Genomic DNA, 20,499 nt, shown 5'->3' with positions numbered 1-20,499 from the left:
ATGTCTTCATCAACATAACCAGCAATCTTCGTGCCAAATTAAACAGCGTCTGGACCTGTTTCACCTGTACGAATACGAATCACTTGCTCTAAATTCGTCACGAAAATTTTTCCGTCACCAATTTTCCCAGTGCTCGCAACACGTGTAATAGATTCAATCACTGAATCTACCATGTCATCACTGATCGCGATTTCAATTTTCACTTTTGGGAGAAAATCCACGACATATTCAGCACCACGGTAAAGTTCTGTATGCCCTTTTTGACGACCAAAACCTTTAACCTCAGTTACGGTAATCCCTTGAACGCCTATATCAGACAAGGCTTCACGCACGTCATCTAATTTAAACGGTTTTACAATTGCAGTTACGAGCTTCATATTGTTTTCCTTCGGCTTATTTCACCAGTAAGGTTTTATGTTCAATTTTCGTGCCAATCTTATTAACGGTTGGGGTGGCTAATTTAATCAACACGTATTGCCTTTATAACCTATTGTATATCCTTAGGTGAAGTTTCAACTTGAAAAAACTCACAATAATGATCAATTTTTTTAAAATTCACTCACGATTTTCTTATCTTTGATGCCTTGATAAACCAATAAAAATTACTCAAGTAAAAATCCATACACGATGTTACACTAGGCAAAGAATATCAACATTTTGGATTCCTCATGATTGAAACATTACTACAAGCAATTTTGGAACAAGTCGATCAACCTAAAAAAGATATCGAACATAACCTACGTGCCTTATTGAACGAAGCTATTAGCAAAATGGACATTGTCTCTAAAGATGAAATCGAGCGTCAAAAAACTGCACTAAATAATGCCAATTTAAGATTGACTGAATTACAAGCGCAAGTAAAAGCACTTGAGGTGCTTATTCAGCATAAAAAATAAACTAAATTTGCACAAAAGTGGTGCAAAAATTATAATAATGATTAAAAATAAAGCAAACTTGGAAAATAACAATGTCTTTAGCCAAAATTTATACACGAGGCTTACTTGGATTGCATGCACCTTTAATTGAAGTAGAGGTCCATGTTAGTGCAGGACTACCTTCTTTAACGATTGTTGGTTTGGCAGAAGCAGCCGTTCGTGAAAGTAAGGATCGTGTCCGCTCTGCAATTATCAATAGTGGTTTTCAATTTCCAACCAAACGCTTGACCATCAATCTGGCACCTGCAGACCTTCCTAAAGATGGCTCTCGCTTAGATCTTCCGATTGCATTAGGAATTCTGATTGCGACAGGTCAACTCCCTGAGAATGTCACAGACGATTTCGAGTTTATTGGTGAGTTAGCACTGGATGGTCATTTAAGACCTGTTACAGGCACATTAACGATTGCAATGGCTTGTCAATTGGCAAAACACCAATTGATGCTTCCTCAAGAAAATGCTGATGAAGCCGCACAATTACCCGAATTCAAGGTATTTGCTGCACATCATTTAAAACAAGTCTGTGATCATTTTTTAAATACACAGAAAATTGAAGTAACCTCCACACAAAAATCTACTTTGGACAAACAATATAAATTTGATTTGGCTGATGTAAAAGGTCAGTTACGCCCTCGAAGAGCTCTAGAAATTGCCGCTGCAGGTGGACACTCGCTTTTATTTAAAGGACCACCAGGAACAGGTAAAACACTTTTAGCTTCACGTTTACCTAGTATTTTGCCTGCATTGAATCCACAAGAAAATCTCGAAGTCGCCAGTATTTATTCCATTGCCAACACTCAACATCACTTTGGGCAGCGACCTTTTCGAGCACCTCATCATACTGCTTCTGCAATTGCCTTGGTGGGAGGTGGATCAAACCCGAAACCCGGAGAAATTACACTTGCACATTTAGGGGTACTTTTCTTGGATGAATTGCCCGAGTTTGATAAGAAAGTCCTAGAAGTTTTAAGGCAACCCCTTGAGTCTAAAGAAATCATCATTTCAAGAGCATCAAGACAAATTACCTTTCCAGCAAATTTTCAACTCATCGCAGCAATGAATCCATGTCCTTGTGGTTATGCTTTTAATCAAGATAGCCGTTGCCAGTGCTCAGCTGAATCAATCAAACGTTATCAAAGTCGAATCTCAGGTCCGTTACTAGACCGTATTGATCTACATATCGATGTACCACCATTAAAAGCTCAAGAATTACAAGATACAACTCCTGTTGAAGATTCAGCAACAGTGCGAGAACGCGTACTTCAAGCTTTTCATTTTCAAATTCAACGCCAAGGCGGATTAAATCACGCTTTAACGCCAAAACAGTTGGAAAAGTATGTAGTTTTGGATGAAACATCCCAAAAGATGATTGAGATGGCACAACAACGCTTAAACTTATCTGCGCGGGCATATCATCGAATTTTACGTGTTTCAAGGACCATTGCAGATTTAGCACAAAGTGAGCAAATTCAAAGTACGCATTTGACAGAAGCTTTGTCTTATCGGGGAACGCAGTCTTAAAGATCAACATCAATACTGGCATTCCAGTAATTCACTGAAATGCCAGTCAAAATGGATATTTTATTCGCTAAACAAGCATTACCACCAGTTTTCCAATTGAATCCCGAAGTTTGAACCGTGATTGGAGGCAACAAAATCACTATCTGACATCATTTGATCCCTTAATTTTCTTTCAGCATTGTTCCAATTTGCATAGGTGTAATAGACCCGAAGCTCTGGTCGATCATAATATTTGGTACCTTTGAACGCCCAAGTTGGTGCAAGTGTAAGCTTAGTTAAATTTCTCTTTTCTGTATCTTTGATCTGATCAAATCCAAGTTCTCCCGTAATTTTGACTTTATCATTCAATACATAAGAAGTTCTTGAACCCAATGAAATCCATTCCGTGTTCGGCAAATCCTTAAAATTATTTTTTTGATAGACTGCTTGCATTTGCCCATTGAAACGGTTCGACTCTGTCTGCCAATCAAACATTTCAAGCGTTCTAAATGTTGTATTATTTCGACTTAAATTGACATCACCTGTATAACTTAATCCTGTTCCAGGTCCTTCTCCATATTGCAAAGCAACCGTGTTCTTGCCGTTGAAACGATGCTTTTGAATATCCTGAACAATAAGCGACCATCCATTGTTTTGCTGATGATCAATATAAGAAACTCCTAGCTGTAACTCATTGTCTGGGTTGATGTTTATCCCTTTTACAGTGAGATCATGCTTGGATGCCATCTCCTCTTGAAATAAATTGTCTTTTCGTGAGAAGGAATAACTGATTTTGTAATCATTCAGATCATAACTATCTATACCGAAACCTGTTGCGCTTTGGTTCCAGTAAAAGAAGTCCGTCATATGACTATCATTACGATTATAATATCTTCGTCCAGCCCAAAAATTTCCGCCATTGAGCACAGCAAGATTACGCCAATCCAGATAAATTTGATTCAATCGTGTGTAGCCATTGTCTCCACTAAACTTAAGTGCTTGTCCATATACATTATAAAACTGCACCATCCCATTGATACTGAGCTGTGAACCGTCCTTAAAATTTGCGATAGGTTGCTTGGCAGAAAACTCCGCATATTGTTCACATTCGTTGCCCAAACGGTATTTGGTGGGAGCACCAGTTAATTTAAAACATTCTTGAATATTGCCGTTTTCGCTAGTCCCTATTCCTGTACGAAAATAACCGTGTAATTCTACTGCATAAGCTGGATAGCTACTAAAAATACTGGTGATCCCAATCAATCCAATTAATTTTTTCATTAAAATTCCTTTTTAATCAATTTTTATGCTTCATCAATATCTCGATATTACAAATGCAATTTTCATTTCTAATATTCAATTTCTGATATTGAATTTCTAACAATGGAACGTTCCATAATAAATTGGAACGTTCCAAAAAATATAGATATACAAATTTAATCTGTCAATATCAATTTATAGAAGTATTTAAGCCTTGATTTTTAATTTTTTTAAACAAAAACAATAAATCACGATATTTATATCAGATCTATGCAGGGTGTTAAGTGCTTTATATTTAATTGGTCTTATGCTCAGACGGTTGTTTTTGACTGCCACAAGACTCACGTACAATTAGCTTTGGTTTCAGCAAAAACTTTAAAGGAGGTGCCTCTGGTTTTTTAATTCGAGTTAACAATAACTCACTTGCGATTTCACCGAGTTTTTCTGGTTGATGAGCAACGGTAGTCAACGGAGGACTACAATATTCTGATTCTGAAATTCCATCTCCACCCACGACAGCAATATCTCTACCAGCTTTTAAACCACGTCGATCCAATTCGCTTAAAACACCGATTGCGATCAAATCGTTGTAACAAATTACGGCTGAAGGTTTATGCTCTAAATCAAGTAATTGAGCAATACCTAATTTCCCACCTTCACGACTAATTGGACCATCAATGATCCATTGCTCATTACAAGCTAATCCATTTTTTTCCAAACAATCTTTAAACCCTTGCAAGCGCTCTAAACTGACTGAATAACCCGTATGGCGACCAATAAATCCGATTTCTTTATGTCCTAAATCGATTAAATGTTGAGTTAAAAGTTGGATACCAAGTCGATTATCTGCACCCACAAAATCACAGATCTCTCCTTCCAAAGAGCGCATTACCATAACAAAAGGCACCCCCCATTTTTTTAACATCGAGATCAATTCAGGCGAGGTATCGAAAGTAGGACAAATAATCAAACCCGCAATTTTATGTTCACGCATAGTGACAATAACTTGCTGTTGTAAAGCATGATCTTCAGCTGTATGTGCAAGCAAAGTGGTAAAGTTTGATTCTAAAAGTTTTCTCTCCGCACCAATCAATAACTCGACAAAAAAGGTATTGGTTAAATCATTGACGACTACACCAATAATATTACTTACCCCTTGACGCAAGTTAGCCGCACTACGATTGTAGATATAACCCAGTTGAGCAGCGACCTTTCGAACATTTTCAGCAGTTTCAGGTTTGACCAATTCACTATTATTCAAGACTAAAGAGACGGTTGATTTGGAAACACCCGAAACTTTCGCAATATCCATAATGGTGGCTTTACTTTTTGGTGCTTTGCTACTCAAGTGAGATACCTCATTAACCTGCGTCGAAGTGCTAGTAGCATACCATTTCTTTTTTAGTTAATTTTCCCTTCTTTAAAAAATATATTGACATCGCCATGTAGTAATTCTATATTTTTTTTGGAACGTTCCAAAATTAATTAGAACGTTCCTAAAACAAACATAAACCACATAAGAAGGAACTTATGAGGACAAAAAACAATGGAAATGGATTAAAACCAGCGACCACTAAATTTTTCCATTTGTTTTAAAGCAGATCGAAGCAAGTGGTTTCGCTTCGATCACCGACAACACCAACGTCTATTGATCTTGAACAGAACCATTTAAAGCAATCTAAAAACTATTTGTGTAAAAGTGAAAAACCATGAACAAACTTATTAGTGCCGAAGAAGCTGCAAAATTAATCATCGATGGCGACATTGTGACTGTCAGCTCATCAAGTGGTTTGGCTTGTCCAGATCATATTCTTTCTGCAATTGGAAAGCGCTATCAACACATTGCTCAGCCTAAAGACTTAACTTTGCTTCATCCTATTGCTGCTGGAGATTTGTATGGAATCAAAGGCATTGAGCATCTGGCGCAGACCGGGTTAATCAAAAAAGTCATTGCTGGCTCTTTTCCAAGTGGTCCATCCTCTTTACCCATGCCAGAGATATGGAAAATGATCGTCAATAACGAAATAGCCGCATATAACGTTCCCAGTGGCATCATGTTTGACTTGCATCGCGATGTCGCGGCAAAACGTCCAGGTGTTTTAACAAAAGTTGGTTTTAATACTTTTGTAGACCCAGATTTACAAGGTTGTGCGATGAATGCAAAAGCTGAAGCTCAACCCATTGTAGAAAAGGTAAATTTTGCAGGTGAAGATTGGTTGTTCTTTCCAAACATCATTCCTAACGTTGCCATTATTCGAGCAACCACCGCCGATGAAAAAGGCAACCTATCTTTTGAACATGAAGGCGGTTTACTTGGCGCGCTCGATCAAGCACTTGCTGTTCGTAACAATGGTGGGATTGTCATTGTCCAAGTGAAACGTATGGTTCGCGCAGGCTCCATAAAGCCGCATCATGTGCATATCCCTTGTAATTTAGTGGATTATATCGTGGTTGCTCCTGACCAAATGCAAACCACACAAATCAGCTATGACCCAGCAATCAGTGGTGAAATTCAACAGCCAGACTCAGTATTTGACATGACGCCTTGGGGAGCTGAAAAGGTCATTGCACGTCGAGCTGCAATGCAAGTCGAAAAAGGTATGTCGGTGAATTTAGGTTTTGGAATCTCTGCCAATGTCCCTCGGATTCTATTGGAAGAAGGTTATCACGATGAGGTGACTTGGTTGATTGAACAAGGAGCTGTGGGCGGAATGCCTTTACTCGATTTTGCATTTGGTTGCGCTGTAAATGCCGATGCAATTATGCCATCGTCCGCACAATTTACTTATTTTCAAGGTGGTGGTTTTAACCTCTCTCTACTTTCTTTTTTACAAATTGATCGCGAAGGCAATGTGAATGTTTCGAAACTTCCTAGCAAGCCTTATCTAACAGCAGGTTGCGGTGGTTTTGTTGACATCACCACACATGCGAAGAATATTGTTTTTTCTGGCTTTTTCACTGCTGGCGCAAAATTAACAGTGGGTGATGGTGCTTTAAAGATTCATCAGGAAGGCAAATCACGTAAATTGGTCAACATAGTTGATCATGTCACTTTCAGTGGTCATATGGCTCTACAGCGAGGACAAAACATCCTTTATATCACTGAACGTTGTGTCATGAAATTAACGACAGAAGGTTTACTGATTACAGAAATTGCCCCAGGTATAGATTTAGAAAAAGATGTTCTCTCGCAAGCAGAATTCCCCCTACTCGTCTCTGATGATTTAAAAATTATGAGACCCAGCTTATTTACAGATGCGGTTATGGGACTAGAGCTTAAGGAGTATGCAGCATGAATAGATCATCTGGTTCAGTCAGCCTCCGTTTTGAAAATTCGATTGCTATCGTCCAATTAGAGCGACCTGAAAAATTGAATGCTCTCACGCCTGAAATGCTAGATCAGCTTGATGATATTGCAAAGTCTCTTGATCAACGAACAGATATTATAGCCGCCATTATTACGGCGACTGGTGATCGTGCCTTTTGTGTAGGTGCTGATATTCATGTCTGGGCAGAGCTAAAACCGCTGGATATGTGGCGTCATTGGACCAGAAAAGGACACCAAGTTTTCGATTTATGGGCTCGATTACGTTTTCCTGTGATTGCAGCTATCAATGGTCATGCTTTTGGTGGTGGATTAGAGCTATTAGCGACTGCGGATATTCGAGTCAGTGACCCAAATGCCACATTTGCTTTGCCAGAAACAGGCATCGCGACATGCCCAGGTTGGTCTGGAACACAACGTCTAGTTCGTTTAATCGGTGCAAGTTCGGTTAAATATCTCGCAATGACAGGAAGAAAAATGAATGCTGAACAAGCACTTAAACAAGGCTTAATTCAAGAGATTAGTCATTCAGGAGAGGTTTTAGCCTGTGCTCTACAGATCGCCGAAGAAATAGGACGAAAAGCCCCGATTTCCATACAACTAACAAAACAACTTATTGATGCAGGTGAAGGTCATCATTTGGCAGCAGTTTTGGAAGGAATGGCGGGAGCACTTGCCGCAACAACTGAAGATGCAAAAGAAGGTTTAGCAAGCTTTAGTGAACGCCGTTCCGCAGACTATAAAGGAAGATGAAATGAAATTCTTAAACTTAGAGCATCATGCACCTGTGATTAAACAACCTTATCAAGGTCGTATGTTGATTGATGGCGAACTGTGTATCTCACAACAAGGAAAAATAACTGAACGAAAAAGCCCTGCTCATGATGTCATTGTCGGCATTTATCCTGACGCTTGTCGCGAAGATGCTTTACGTGCCGTAGACGCCGCCCGTAAAGCATTTGATCAGGGTACATGGTCAAGTCGATCTGGCAGTGAACGCGCAGATCTATTGATACGAGTTGCTGAAGGCATTGCAAATCGTGTTGAAGAAATGGCATTGATTGAAAGTTTAGAAACAGGCAAACCTCTGACGTAAGCACGCAGTGAAGTTTCTGGTTGTGTGGACTTATGGAAATATGCAGCTGCACTGGCAAGAACCCTACATGGTGAAAGCTATAATAATTTAGGTAACTCAACGCTTGGCATAGTTGTACGTCAACCGATTGGTGTGGTTGCCATGATCACGCCATGGAATTTCCCCATTTGGATTCTCAGCCAAAAATTACCTTTTGCTTTAGCTGCAGGATGTACAGCTGTGATCAAACCAAGTGAACTCACCAATGGTACGACGTTAATCCTCGGTGAAATTTTACTTGAAGCAGGTTTACCTCAAGGGGTAGTAAATATTGTCACGGGCTTAGGTCCAACTGTTGGTGAACGACTGATTAACCATCCGGATATAGACATGGTTTCCTTCACTGGTTCTACACGTGTGGGACGTCATATTGCAGCAGAAGCTGGGCGTTCATTAAAGAAAGTCTCTCTTGAACTTGGGGGCAAAAATCCACAAATTATTTTCCCAGATTGTGATTGGGAAGCTGCTGTCGATGCTGTGGTATTTGGTGTCTATTTCAATGCAGGTGAATGTTGCAATAGTGGCAGTCGAATTTTAGTCCATGCAGACATTGCTGAACGTTTCACACAAGCAGTGATTGACCGTTCTAAGCAGGTACCTGTTGGTGACCCACTACACCCCGATGTAAAAGTTGGTGCAATTACCAGTGAAACTCAACTCAACATTATCGAAACAGCGATAAAAAATGCAAAAGCAGAGGGTGCCACGATACGTTTGGGCGGAGAACGTATTCCAACAACCGTAGGTATGTATTTCCAGCCAACGATTATTACAAATGTTGAATCGGGTATGTCCATCGCCCATGAAGAAGTGTTTGGTCCTGTATTATCGATACTCAACTTCAGCACAATCGAAGAGGCAATCACAATTGCCAATCAAACCAGTTACGGACTCTCTGCCGCAGTTTGGAGCAAAGATATTGATATTTGCTTACGAGCAGCAAAAGGTATTCATGCAGGAACCATCTGGATCAATAACTTTCTCGAAGGTTTTCCAGAACTTCCTTTTGGTGGATTTAAAGCATCAGGTATTGGTCGCGAATTAGGTCTCAATGCCGTAGAAGATTATACAGAACAGAAAACCATTCAATTACATATCGGAGAAAGAACTCATTGGTGGCTTACTCAGTCTTAGTGAAAAGTTTGTTTAAGTTAAAATTGGAACGTTCCAAAAAGGAAAAATAATGAAAAGGATTTCAGATATTAAATCGCGACCATTAGCACTCATTACAGGTGGACGTAGAGGAATTGGTGCCTCAGTGGTGATGCAGTTGGCAAGTGAAGGTTTCGATATTGTGTTCACCTGTCGTCATGAAGACGCTAAAAGCACAGCCTTGTGTGCTGAGGTTGAATCTGTTGGAGGAAAAGCGCTGGCAATTGCCAGCGAACTAGAAAACTTGGAAGCACAACAGCAACTGATCGATAAAGTCATCGCCTGGGGAGGAAAAATAGATTGTCTGGTCAATAACGCAGGCATTGGCTCACCGTGTCGTGGTGATTTACTGGCAATGCAACCAGAAGCATTTGATTTGGTGATCAATACAAATTTAAGAGGGACATTTTTCTTCACACAACTCGTTGCCAAGCATATGCTCTCAGTCCCCTCTCAGCATCCTCGGAGCATTATCACAATTTCCAGTGTCAGTGCTGAAATGGCATCACCTGAGCGAGGTGAATATTGCTTATCCAAAGCTGCATTGGCAATGAGTACCAAACTTTTCGCATTGCGTTTAGCCGCAGCCAATATTGGTGTATTCGAAATTCGTCCTGGTGTTATACGAACTGATATGACCGCTGGTGTTGCCAACAAATACGAAGAACGCTTCAAAAATGGTCTTGTTCCAATGGCGCGCTGGGGAGAAACCGAAGATATCGCTGTTGCCGTCAGCAGTCTAGCCTCAGGCAAATTAAATTTTTCTACTGGCTCCGTCATCAATATTGATGGTGGTCTTTCAATTCCTACTTTCTGAGAAATACCATGAAATATGATTATATTATTGTAGGCGGTGGCTCAGCGGGATGTGTGTTAGCCAATCGTCTTAGTGAAGACCCATCTATAAACGTTCTGCTCTTGGAAGCAGGTGGTGAAGATAAACATCCGCTTTATAGTATGCCTGCTGGTTTTGCAAAAATGACCAAAGGTCGTGGGTCATGGGGCTGGAGTACAGTTCCTCAGAAGCACCTGAACAATAGAGTTTTACGTTTTACTCAAGGCAAAGTCATTGGTGGCGGTTCATCGGTCAATGCGCAAATATATACACGTGGCGCAGCGGCTGACTATGATGAATGGGCAACGGAATGTGGTGCAAAAGGTTGGTCTTATGCCGATGTTCTACCTTATTTTAAACGCGCAGAAAACAATGAACGCTTTGCCAATCGCTACCACGCTTATGGTGGACCTTTAGGGGTTTCCAATCCAGTAAGCCCTTTGCCTATTTGTGAAGCTTTCTTTCAAGCGGGTCAAGAGTTAGGTATTCCTTTTAATCCCGATTTTAACGGTGAAAAGCAAGAAGGTTTAGGTCATTACCAACTGACTCAGTTACATGCAAAACGATCGTCAACCTCAACAGCCTATCTTCGTCCTGTACAGCATCGGAGTAATTTAACCGTACTTTTAGATGCATTTACCCAACGCATCATACTGTCAGATAAAAGAGCCATAGCAGTAGAAGTGATTCATCCAGAAGCAGCTAAATCTGGTATGTATTATGCGGAAAGGGAAATTATTATCAGTAGTGGCGCGATAGGCTCACCGAAATTATTGATGCAATCGGGTATTGGACCCGCCGATCACCTACGTGATGTAGGCATTGAGCTAAAACATCATTTGTCAGGGGTTGGTGCGAATTTCCAAGATCATTTAGACCTATTTGTAATCGCCGAATGTACAGGCAATCATACCTATGATGCCTATTCCTCACCATTTTTAGCAGCTTGGGCAGGTCTGCAATATCTGCTACTCAAAAAGGGACCAGTTGCATCCAGCCTTTTTGAAACAGGTGGTTTTTGGTATGCCGACGAAACGGCACGCTCTCCCGATATTCAACTTCATTTAGGTTTGGGTTCTGGAATCGAATCTGGGGTCGAGCATATGACCAATCCTGGCGTGACGCTTAACTCTGCTCTCTTGAGACCTCGCTCTCGAGGCACTGTTAGGCTTGCGAATGCCAACCCATCTAGTGCACCTCTTATCGACCCTAATTATTGGGCAGATCCTTATGACAGAGAAATGTCAATGAAAGGACTACGTTTGGCACGAGAAATACTCAGTCAACCGGCACTCAAACGCTTTGTTCTAGAAGAAAAACTTCCTGGAAATTCTAAAGTCACAGATCAACAGTTGTTTGAATATGCCTGTGCAAATGCAAAAACAGATCATCACCCTGTTGGGACATGCCGAATCGGAAATGGGAATGATGCTGTGGTTTCAAGTGATCTGAAAGTCCATGGTATTGATGGTTTAAGAATCGTTGATGCATCTGTCATGCCACGGGTTCCAAGCTGTAACACCAATGCACCAACCATCATGATTGCTGAAAAAGCGGCTGATCTCATTTTAGGAAAAACATTGCACATCACGGATAAAGCTCATGAAAATACGCTTGCCTTCACTGAATGAAGAAACGCTTGAACTGTATACATTGAAATATGCACAGTCCCCTTTTGCATCACCTGCCAAAGGGACCATGAATCGGATTGTCTACGCTGCTGCACATGTCGTCGTACAACCGATGAAGTCTGGAAATCCTTGGGATGAGACGCTCTCAATCGATTGGGATAAAACATTGGCATTTCGTGAATATTTATGGCGTTTAGGCTTTAGAGTTGCGGAAGCTATGGATACCGCCCAACGTGGTATGGGGTTGGGCTGGGAGGAATCTGCTGAGCTGATTACTCGCAGTGCAGCACACGCAAAAACAATTCCTGGAGCAATGCTCAGCTGTGGCGTGGGTACAGATCAATTAAACGTCAATGCTGAAACCACAATAGATGATGTTCTTCAAGCATATAGAGCTCAATTTGAAGTTGTAAATCGGGCGGGTGTCAGTGCAATTTTAATGGCAAGTCGAGCTTTGTGTGAAACTGCAAAAAGTGCTACAGACTATCGCAAGGTATATTCAACATTACTACAAGAAGCCAAAGACAAAGTAATTTTACATTGGCTTGGTGAAGCTTTTGACCCAAGTCTACATGGCTATTGGGGCAGTACGGATATTCCCACAGCGATGGACACTGTTTTATCCATCATCGAAGCAAATATCAACAAAGTAGATGGCATCAAGATTTCCCTCTTGGAGGCAAAATGGGAAATTGAACTACGTCGTCGTTTACCTCAAGGTGTAAAGCTTTATACAGGAGATGATTTTAATTTTGGTGAATTAATCGCAGGAGATGGTGAGCGTTTTTCGCATGCCTTACTTGGAATTTTTGATCCAATCGCACCTGTTGCTGCTCATGCACTGGTCGCCTTAGCAAACGGTGATCTCCAACACTACCAAGAAATTATCCAGCCAACCGTACAACTTTCCAGAGAAATTTTCTGTGCGCCTACGCGCTATTACAAAGCAGGCATTGTGTTTTTGGCTTGGCTAAATGGTCACCAAGATCACTTCAGCATGTTAGGAGGGATGCAATCTGCACGAAGCATGTCCCATTACTGCACAATTTTTCGTTTAGCAGATCAAGCTGGAGCACTGATCAAGCCAGATTTAGCCATTCAGCGCATGAAACAATTTTTAGCGGTCTATGGTGGCATCGAAGCCGAATAGACATTTTTAAGAGGAGTAGAAACTCCTCCTTTTCCCTCAAAAATAGGAAAATACACATGGACGTAAATAACAATACCATGATCAATAGCCCAGTTAGCTATCCAAAGTCTGCCACGAGGATTGCATTTATATTAATCACCAGCCTGTTTTTCATGTGGGGATTATCACATGGCTTACTGGATGTTTTAAACAAACACTTTCAAGACTCATTGCATGTGACCAAAGCCCAGTCAGGGTTTGTTCAAGCTGCCTATTATGGCGCGTATTTTCTAATCGCACTTCCGATTGGCTTATTTATGGAACGTTTTGGATATAAAGCAGGTATCCAAGTTGGCTTAGGTCTATTTGCATTAGGTGCATTGCTGTTTATTCCTGCCACAAATGCTGCCGTATTCGGTATGTTCCTCTTCGCACTGTTTATACTGGCTTGTGGTTTGGGTTGCTTAGAAACTGCTGCAAACCTTTATGCTTCTATATTAGGCGAACCTGAACATGCGGAAAGACGTTTGAATTTCGCACAGTCTTTTAACGGATTAGGGGTCTTTATTGGTCCATTAATTGGTGGCGCTTTATTCTTCGCACCTTCAATTTCCTTAGGACAACTTTCACTTAATCCCGTCATGTTCACTTATGTTTGTTTAGCATTTGTGGTGGTCATTATGATGATCATTTTTGCAAAAACACCTCTTCCTGAAGTACAAGTAAGCAAACAATTCACTGACCAGCACAATCAAGCTCGCTCTATTTGGTCATTCCCGAATTTTACAGGCGCACTCGTTGCACAGTTTGCATGGATTGCAGCCCATGTCGGTATTTGTTCGTTCTTTATCAATTTTGCAATTGATCATTGGGCTGGGCTTAGTCCTCAAAAAGCGTCCTTTTTACTCTCAGTTGGCTTGATTGTATTTATGATTGGGCGCTTTGTAAGCACATTTTTCATGCGTTTTTTCTCTCCAGTCAGCATGTTGATTAGCTATGCGGTGATCAATGTCATTTTATGTGCAGTGGTTGTTTCAGGTTTGTCTGTTGTGTCTATTTATGCCCTGATTCTTTCCTTCTTCTTTTCCTCAATTATGTATCCCACTATCTTTGCAATGGGGGTAAAAAACTTAGGTTCACATACCAAAAAAGCCGGTTCATTTTTAGTCATGACCTTAGTTGGAGGAGCGATTTCCCCCTATTTCATGGGTTTAATTGCAGACCTAAAAAACATTCAATTGGCTTTTATCATTCCAACCTTTTGCTTTGCAGCGATCGGGGTCTATGCATGGCTTCAAAACAAAACGCAATGAGTTTCGACCGAACACTGGACAGTAAAATATGATTCAACAAATTGACAGCGCTTTACGTGAAGATGTTCGGCTTTTAGGGAATCTCTTAGGAGAAACCCTAAAAAATCATGAAGATCAAAACTTATTCAACTTGGTTGAGCAAATACGCACTTTATCTAAAGCGACTTTGGATGGTCAAACTGATGCTGAACAACAACTTGAATACCTTTTCTTAAACTTAAAAGATCAGGAAATTTTGCCACTAACGCGCGCTTTTTCGTATTTTTTAAACTTTGCCAATATTGCAGAACAATATCATGTTGTTCGGCAAAGGCGGCAAAGTGAACTCAATGAACAAGCGCAATCACCAAACCCACTTGTGCCATTATTTGAGAAGTTTAAACAACAACACATCACATCAACGCAATTATTCGAACAAATCTGTCAATTAAATATTGAATTGGTGTTAACGGCGCATCCGACAGAAGTCAGTCGCCGTACCTTGATTCAGAAATATGACAAAATCAATGATTGCCTATCAAAGTTGGATCAACAACAACTCACAGCTCGTGAACATCACATGATCATGCAGGATCTCAGGCAGTTAATCTGTTCTGCTTGGGAAACTGACGAAATTCGCCAAAATCGACCTACCCCTATTGATGAAGCAAAATGGGGCTTCACCACCATTGAACAAACCTTATGGAATGCTGTACCCAAATTTATTCGTGAGTTAGACGATCTTGTTTTTAAGAATTGCGACCTACACCTACCATGCACTGTTTGTCCAATTCGCTTTGCCTCATGGATGGGGGGAGACAGAGATGGCAATCCAAATGTGAACCATCAAATCACTCAAGAAGTGCTTTGGTTATCTCGTTGGCAAGCCGCTAGTCTCTATCTTAAAGATCTTGAGGATCTTCGTTGGGAACTCTCCCTTCAAGCCTGTTCACAAGAATTGAAAGAAGCTCTCGGTGATGCTCATCCTGAACCATATCGAGAGTATTTACGTCATATACGTGAAAAACTAAAAACAACACTGCATTGGTTAAGCCTGAAATTACAAGGGATTGAATGTGATGATCAATTAAACGCTGTCATTCAAGATAAAAATGAATTACTTGCACCATTATTACTATGTCACCGCTCTCTCATGGCGTGTCATTTACCTGAGATTGCCAATGGTAAATTGCTAGATTTCATCTATCGCGTAAATTGTTTTGGTATTGAGCTACTCAAACTCGATATTCGCCAAGAATCTGGTCGGCATCGTCAAGCCATTTCGGCAGTAACTGAATATTTAGGCTTGGGAAATTTTGAATCATGGACAGAACAAGCGCGACAAAATTTCTTAATTCGAGAATTACAGAACAAACGTCCGTTGCTATCTAAATATTTACACAGTTCACCCGATAGTCTAATCGAACACCCTGATGTTAAAGAAGTATTCGCGACCATGCAGATGCTTGCTAGGCAACCTACTGAAAGCTTAGGTGCATATATTATTTCAATGACAGCACATCCAAGTGATGTATTGGCGGTACTTCTTTTACAGAAAGAAGCTGGCATTTTACAACCATTACGGGTTGTTCCTCTATTTGAAACCCTCAAAGACTTAGAGGGTGCAGCAAATACAATGGAAACCTTATTTCAAATAGATTGGTATAAGCAACATATCCAAGCTAAGCATGAAGTGATGATCGGCTACTCAGATTCTGCCAAAGATGCAGGTTTTATGTCTGCAAATTGGGCTCAATATCGTGCCCAAGAACAACTAACCGAAATTGCCAAAACTCACGATATTCAACTCACCCTATTTCATGGGCGAGGAGGATCGATTAGCCGAGGCGGGGCACCTACTTTGCAAGCTTTATTTTCACAACCACCTGGTTCAATTTCTGGATCAATACGAGTAACCGAGCAAGGTGAAATGATTCGATTTAAATTTGGATTAGAGAGTATTGCTTTACAAAATCTTGAAATTTATACCGCAGCAGCTTTGGAAGCCACCCTACTGCCGCCACCGACTCCAAAACAGGAATGGCGAGACTTAATGCACCAAATGACCGATATCTCAGTAAACGCTTATCGTCGAACTGTGAGAGAAAATCCATATTTTGTGCAGTATCTAAGGTCGATTACGCCTGAACTCGAACTACAAATGCTTCCATTAGGTTCACGTCCAGCAAAACGCAAAACCAGTGGTGGCATTGAATCATTGCGTGCCATTCCGTGGGTATTTGCATGGACTCAAATTCGTCTAATGTTACCCGCATGGTTAGGTACAGGTGAAGCCCTCTATCAAATGTTAAAGGAGGGGAAGAAAACCTCAATCGATGAAATGCTGATTCAGTGGCCTTATTTCCAAACCTTGATCGATATGTTGGAAATGGTTCTTGCAAAAGCCGATCGTCATATTACGCTGTATTATGAATCTCATTTAACAGATGATGAAAATTTGAAAAAATTAGGTCATCAATTACGCTTTCAGTTAGAACAATCGGTCGAAACACTACTATTTATTAAGGGCGAAGCTAAATTACTGGGTAGCAATACTGTTCTTGACCAATCCATGCAAGTTCGTAACCCCTATCTACTGCCATTACACTTACTCCAAGCTGAATTAATGAAACGGCGACGTGACTACTTAGCCAATGATCATCAAGAAAATACTCCAGTCGATCAAGCTCTGATGGTGAGTATTGCGGGTATTGCTGCGGGATTAAGAAACACTGGATAAATATCGAACAATAAAATGCTTTAGATCAGTAATGCTTAAAAAGTCCGCCTATTCCTTCAAAAATTGGTTTTGAGAATATTTATGAAAGTTATCATTGCTCCAGATTCGTTTAAAGATAGTTTGTCTGCACAGAGTGTCGCCAAAAGCATAGCACTCGGATGGCAAACCATATTCCCAGAAGCAGAAATTCTGATTTGCCCGATGGCAGATGGTGGTGAAGGTTCAATTGAGGCGGTCCTTGATATTTGTAAAGGGGAATGGCGAGAACAATCTGTCCAAGGTCCTTTAGGAAATCCTGTTCTTGCCCGATGGGGTTGGTTAAAAACTGAAAAAATTGCCTTGATTGAAATGGCACAAGCAAGTGGGATTCAATACCTTGCACCTACTCAACGTGATGCGTGTATCACCAGTACCTTTGGAACAGGTGAACTGATTGTTGCTGCACTTGATGTTGGTGCTAAAGAAATTATTTTAACCTTGGGTGGCAGTGCTACAAATGATGCTGGCACAGGGCTTTTATCCGCTTTAGGTGCGCGACTTTTAGATAAAAACCACCATCCCATTGCAGCTGGTGGTCTAGCACTTCAACACTTAGCAAAAATTGATTTAACTGACTTCGATCCGCGTACAGCAAAAACAAAATTTGTTTTAGCAGCAGATGTTACTAATCCACTTTGCGGTGAAAATGGTGCATCTTATATTTTTGGACCACAAAAAGGAGCCACACCAGATCAAGTCTTGCAATTAGACCAAGCCCTTGCTCATTTTGCTGATCTTTCTGCGCTCTTATTAGGTCATGATAAACGCAATGAGCAAGGTTCGGGTGCAGCTGGAGGGCTTGGCTTTGCTGCTAAAGCTTATTTAAATGCCGAGTTCAGATCTGGTGTTGAAGTCATTGCAGAACTCAATCATCTTTCCAGTAAAATCCAAGGTGCAGATTGGGTCATTACAGGGGAAGGAAAATTTGATGGACAAACATTAAATGGCAAAACGCCATTCGGTATTGCCCAAATTGCACAAGCAGCAAACGTACCTGTCATCGTGATTGCAGGGGCTTTGGGTGAAAATTATCAAGCGCTTTATGACTATGGTGTAAGTGCAGCATTTTCTTTAACCTCAGGACCGATGAATTTAAATGAGGCATGTATCAATGCAGCAGATTTAATCTATGAAAGAACAATTGATATTGCCCGTTTGATTAAAATGAGTGACGTAAAAAAATAATACATCTCAAATGTTATTGATTAAGCCATCTGATGATTCTACAACTCTAAAATCATCAGAAATATTATATAAATTGTTTATTATATTTCAATCTGTATTCGCGTGGAGATATTTTTTTAATACTCTTAAAATGCCGATTAAATAACGCCAAAGAAGAATAACCCACATATTCTGCTATATTGGCTATTGCCATATTCCTCTCTAAAATTAACTCTGCTGCATGATTAATTCTTAAATTAATAATATATTCCATCGGTGATTTTTTTAAAATTTTCTTAAATGATCGATAGAAAGTTGCCGGACTCACAAAACACATCTCGGCTAAATCCTCAATTGATATTTTCTTATGATAATTTTTATCGATATAGTCCATTACTTCTATAAAATTTTGAATTTTCTTATTGTTCTCAGAGCTTATATTTAATTTATTAACATGTGTGATGATCATTTTCTCATCTTGAGAAAGCGTCAAAAGAATCTTTAATAACAATGGTGTCCGTTCAGACCAACCCAGTGCTGGAATGTTATGAAAATGATCAATCACTTTATGCTTAACATCGTCACTAAAGATCACAACATTATTTGACAAGATAAGTAAGTTATTCAGAGATCGCATTTCTGGAAAAATATTGATAACGTTTTGAATCCATTCAGTACTAACCCAGATCACGAGAGCAATATAGGGCTGATTGGGGTTAAATTTTCCAAAAGATTGCCAAGTATGAGAAATGTTTGGACCAATCATGACCAGATCGTTTTCATGGTAATTGCTAATATCGCTACCGATATATCGTTTACCATAGCTATTCACCGTCAATGTAAATTCAAACTCTGGATGGTGATGCCACTGAAAAGGTATTCCTTGCTCCATTCTTCGATTTAAAAATGACCAGGATGAATATGGTTTTACTATAACTTTCTCATATTCAGATCTCATTATTATACTCCCTGACATATTGCAACAATAGTATCATTTATTGATAAATTAATATCTATTCAACATTAATTAAAAAAGCCATGCTGATTATTATCATTTTTATATACCACGGAAAGGTATCAAATGAAAAATCAAACGCTATTCAATAATCAAGAGCTCCGACAGAATTCACAAAATAATTATTCATTAAATATAATGGTTTTTGCTTTGTTTTTTCTATTCGGCAGTATTACCAGCCTGAACGACGTTTTAATTCCCAAACTCAAAGAAGTTTTTCAACTGAGCTACATGGAAGCTATGCTCGTTCAATCCGCTTTTTTCTTTGCTTACTTTGTTGCTTCTATTCCTGCAAGTCGATTGATTTATAAATTTGGATATGTTCGTTCTGCCATTATTGGACTTTTTGTTATGGCAATCGGATGTCTAGCCTTCATTCCTGCAACCAAGATTCATATGTTTGCAGCCTTTTTATCTGCCCTGTTTATTCTTGCAGTAGGGGTGACCATTATTCAAGTGGTGACCAATCCCCTGCTCACTCAGTTGGGTAAAGCAGAAACAGTTTCAAGCCGCCTTACACTTGGACACGCTTTCAACTCATTGGGGACGACTATTGCACCTTACTTTGGTGCGATTATCATCTTAGGAAGCATTGCGACTGTCGATACCTCGCAATTGAGCAGTATCGAAATGACTGCATATCTGCAACAGGAGTCTTCTGTCATCAGTCATGCCTATACTGGTATTGCCATCGTCATCGCTATCTTTTGTATTTTACTGGCGCGCTTTCGAAATGATGGTCCTAAAAACCTAAGCTCGTCAGCTCATATAAGTTTAAGCGCCTCACTCAGCTTACTAAAGTCCCCCAGATTTGCTTTAGGTTTTATTTGTCTTTTCTTATATGTCGGTGCTGAAGTCACCATCGGCAGTGTTCTGGTGAACTACTTATCTCAAGCCGAGATTATGAATATCTCTGCTGAACATGCTGGCAAACTTGTTGCATTTTACTGGGGTGGTGCAATGATCGCTCGCTTCCTGTGTTCAGCACTGATGAAAATTATTACACCTGCCAAACTACTGGCATTGTTTTCCATCGCAGTTATGGCGCTTTTGTTCACCAGTAGTACTTTACGAGGAAATATTGCAGGAATTGCGATCCTCGCTGTCGGTTTCTTTAACTCCATCATGTTTCCGACCATTTTCTCACTTGCCTCGAAACACTTAAAAGAAAGAGCAGCTGAAGGCTCTGGCATCTTATGTTGTGGCATTGTAGGTGGTGCAATTGTTCCTCCTCTAACAGGTTTGGTTGCAGATATCAGCTCATTGAGTACCAGTCTTTATGTACCGATCATTTGTTACCTCGGTATTTGGGTATTCAGCATATTTTGTTCTCAGCAAGGAGACTAAA

General features: G+C 40.2%; 15 protein-coding genes and 1 pseudogene. 12 read left to right on the top strand and 4 right to left on the bottom strand.

All coding sequences use genetic code 11. The features are described 5' to 3' along the window. Positions 1-38 precede the first annotated feature (38 nt). On the bottom strand, positions 39-377 hold the full coding sequence (gene glnK / locus ACINWC743_RS01005; protein WP_004725283.1) for a P-II family nitrogen regulator: 339 nt from the start codon (positions 375-377) through the stop codon (positions 39-41). A 291-nt stretch (positions 378-668) separates the two neighbouring features. On the opposite strand from glnK, the gene ACINWC743_RS01000 reads away from it, so the two are divergent. Both ACINWC743_RS01000 and ACINWC743_RS00995 read left to right on the top strand, forming a co-directional pair. Beyond that, positions 669-896: an accessory factor UbiK family protein gene (locus tag ACINWC743_RS01000; RefSeq protein ID WP_004825547.1), complete on the top strand. Its 228-nt coding sequence runs from the start codon at positions 669-671 to the stop codon at positions 894-896. A gap of 71 nt (positions 897-967) precedes the next feature. Continuing rightward, positions 968-2,455 carry a YifB family Mg chelatase-like AAA ATPase gene (locus ACINWC743_RS00995; RefSeq protein ID WP_009583986.1) on the top strand — a complete coding sequence of 496 codons (1,488 nt, stop codon included), beginning with the start codon at positions 968-970 and terminating at the stop codon, positions 2,453-2,455. Between the two features lie 78 nt (positions 2,456-2,533). Here the strand turns inward: ACINWC743_RS00995 and ACINWC743_RS00990 are convergent, their stop codons facing one another. Both ACINWC743_RS00990 and ACINWC743_RS00985 read right to left on the bottom strand, forming a co-directional pair. Next, positions 2,534-3,715: a maltoporin gene (locus tag ACINWC743_RS00990; RefSeq protein WP_009583989.1), complete on the bottom strand. Its 1,182-nt coding sequence runs from the start codon at positions 3,713-3,715 to the stop codon at positions 2,534-2,536. 274 nt (positions 3,716-3,989) lie between these two features. Continuing rightward, a complete protein-coding gene (locus tag ACINWC743_RS00985) occupies positions 3,990-5,042 on the bottom strand; it encodes a LacI family DNA-binding transcriptional regulator (RefSeq protein WP_004825556.1) in 1,053 nt (350 codons plus the stop codon). Positions 5,043-5,403: 361 nt separating this feature from the next. Between ACINWC743_RS00985 and ACINWC743_RS00980 the strand changes: the two genes are divergently transcribed. From ACINWC743_RS00980 to ACINWC743_RS00940, 9 genes and pseudogenes are all read left to right on the top strand, one after another. After that, positions 5,404-6,990 (top strand): acyl CoA:acetate/3-ketoacid CoA transferase, encoded by a 1,587-nt coding sequence (locus tag ACINWC743_RS00980; protein ID WP_009584005.1) that lies wholly within the window; start codon positions 5,404-5,406, stop codon positions 6,988-6,990. Beyond that, the gene (locus tag ACINWC743_RS00975; RefSeq protein WP_005034455.1) at positions 6,987-7,772 is read left to right on the top strand and encodes an enoyl-CoA hydratase/isomerase family protein; all 786 of its coding nucleotides are present in this window, start codon (positions 6,987-6,989) and stop codon (positions 7,770-7,772) included. Before ACINWC743_RS00980 ends, ACINWC743_RS00975 begins: the two co-directional genes overlap by 4 nt. Before the next feature lies 1 nt (position 7,773). Further along, positions 7,774-9,288 (top strand): annotated as a pseudogene (locus tag ACINWC743_RS00970) (aldehyde dehydrogenase family protein). Between the two features lie 49 nt (positions 9,289-9,337). Further along, complete coding sequence (locus ACINWC743_RS00965; RefSeq protein ID WP_004825564.1) at positions 9,338-10,123, top strand: 3-ketoacyl-ACP reductase; 786 nt, start codon at positions 9,338-9,340, stop codon at positions 10,121-10,123. A gap of 8 nt (positions 10,124-10,131) precedes the next feature. After that, positions 10,132-11,772, top strand: coding sequence for a GMC family oxidoreductase (locus ACINWC743_RS00960; protein ID WP_009583978.1), 1,641 nt, complete (start codon positions 10,132-10,134; stop codon positions 11,770-11,772). Beyond that, positions 11,744-12,922: a dihydrodipicolinate synthase family protein gene (locus tag ACINWC743_RS00955; RefSeq protein ID WP_009583974.1), complete on the top strand. Its 1,179-nt coding sequence runs from the start codon at positions 11,744-11,746 to the stop codon at positions 12,920-12,922. Before ACINWC743_RS00960 ends, ACINWC743_RS00955 begins: the two co-directional genes overlap by 29 nt. 56 nt (positions 12,923-12,978) lie before the next feature. Next, positions 12,979-14,214 (top strand): sugar MFS transporter, encoded by a 1,236-nt coding sequence (locus tag ACINWC743_RS00950; protein ID WP_004825571.1) that lies wholly within the window; start codon positions 12,979-12,981, stop codon positions 14,212-14,214. A gap of 28 nt (positions 14,215-14,242) precedes the next feature. Further along, complete coding sequence (gene ppc, locus ACINWC743_RS00945; protein ID WP_009583994.1) at positions 14,243-16,933, top strand: phosphoenolpyruvate carboxylase; 2,691 nt, start codon at positions 14,243-14,245, stop codon at positions 16,931-16,933. Between the two features lie 81 nt (positions 16,934-17,014). Further along, positions 17,015-18,157: a glycerate kinase gene (locus ACINWC743_RS00940; RefSeq protein WP_009583972.1), complete on the top strand. Its 1,143-nt coding sequence runs from the start codon at positions 17,015-17,017 to the stop codon at positions 18,155-18,157. A 64-nt stretch (positions 18,158-18,221) separates the two neighbouring features. Here the strand turns inward: ACINWC743_RS00940 and ACINWC743_RS00935 are convergent, their stop codons facing one another. Next, the gene (locus ACINWC743_RS00935; RefSeq protein WP_009583992.1) at positions 18,222-19,094 is read right to left on the bottom strand and encodes an AraC family transcriptional regulator; all 873 of its coding nucleotides are present in this window, start codon (positions 19,092-19,094) and stop codon (positions 18,222-18,224) included. Between the two features lie 123 nt (positions 19,095-19,217). Between ACINWC743_RS00935 and ACINWC743_RS00930 the strand changes: the two genes are divergently transcribed. Next, positions 19,218-20,498 carry a sugar MFS transporter gene (locus tag ACINWC743_RS00930; protein ID WP_035299948.1) on the top strand — a complete coding sequence of 427 codons (1,281 nt, stop codon included), beginning with the start codon at positions 19,218-19,220 and terminating at the stop codon, positions 20,496-20,498. Position 20,499: the final 1 nt, after the last annotated feature.

It is taken from the genome of Acinetobacter sp. WC-743, from assembly GCF_000335555.1.
GTDB classification, from domain to species: Bacteria; Pseudomonadota; Gammaproteobacteria; order Pseudomonadales; family Moraxellaceae; genus Acinetobacter; species Acinetobacter bereziniae.
This window is presented reverse-complemented; position numbering and strand designations above follow the sequence as displayed.